Annotated in this window: 1 protein-coding gene; it reads left to right on the top strand. The window is 64.9% G+C overall.

Features of this window, described 5'->3' with window-relative positions; genetic code table 11:
* Positions 1 to 224: 224 nt before the first annotated feature.
* On the top strand, positions 225 to 1,087 hold an 863-nt coding region (locus AC1RLZ_RS31130; protein ID WP_493191812.1), incomplete at its 3' end, for an IS110 family transposase.

The raw sequence follows: 1,087 nt of genomic DNA, 5'->3' as shown, positions 1-1,087 counted from the left end.
CGCTCTACCCATCCTTGTATTAGCGTGTTGCGCTATAGTGGCCTCGTTCCGTGAGGAATGGCCCAGCCCGGGTGGCCGCCCGAGCTGGGTCGCCGATCGATCGGATCGATACCCATCACAGCCTTGAGGGCTGCAAACGTAGCGAGATCGCGATCGGTACTTCATCGGGGCCCGAATGGTTGAACGAACGCGAGGTTCGCATCACAAGGGAGGGATCGACGAAGATGGCCAAGTCTATCACGATCTGTGCCGGTATCGATACCGGCAAACACAAACTCGACGTGGCGCTCGATGGCCGCAAGGACCAGCTTCAGGTCGAGAATACGCCCGCAGGTCACCTGGCTCTGCTGTCATGGCTGCGACAGCATCGCGTCAGGCGCGTCGGCATCGAGGCCAGCGGCGGCTACGAGCAGGCCGTCGTGGCCGAGCTGCGGCGCAATCGGTTTGTGGTCGTGGTGTTCCAGCCGGCCCAGGTCCGGGCCTATGCCACGTTCCATGCGCTGCGGGCGAAGAACGACAGGATCGATGCGGCGCTGATCGCCCGCTGCACCGCCGCGGCGCAGACGATCCATGCCGCTCCGGATCCGCGGATACGGCCATTTGCCGAGCAATTGACCACGATCGACCAGCTCGGCGAAGACATCGCCCGCCTGAAGAACCGCATCGAAAGCTGTCGCGATGCGCGGGCCAAGGCGCTCTGGGCCGAGGACCTGACCCGGCTGCAAAAGCGCAAGACCGCCATGTTCAAGGCACTGCTGGCTTCAATCCGCGCGCATTCCGATCTGGCCGAGCGTCTCGTCTTGATCCTCAGCGTCGATGGCATCGGCCTGCCGACTGCCGTCGCCATTCTGGTGCGGATGCCCGAGGTCGGTCAGATCGGACGCGAGCAAGCCGCCGCTCTGGCCGGGCTCGCCCCCTATGATGACGACAGCGGCCAGCGGGTCGGCATCAGGCATATCGATGGCGGGCGAACACGCCTGCGCCATGCCCTCTACACCGCCTCGCTGGCGGCGTCCTTCCGCTGGAATCCGCAACTCATCGCGCTGTATCGCCGGCTCATCGCCGCCGGCAAGGGACACAAACGCGC

The sequence above is a fragment of the Tardiphaga sp. GW822-FHT04G09 genome (assembly GCF_058800725.1).
This window is presented reverse-complemented; position numbering and strand designations above follow the sequence as displayed.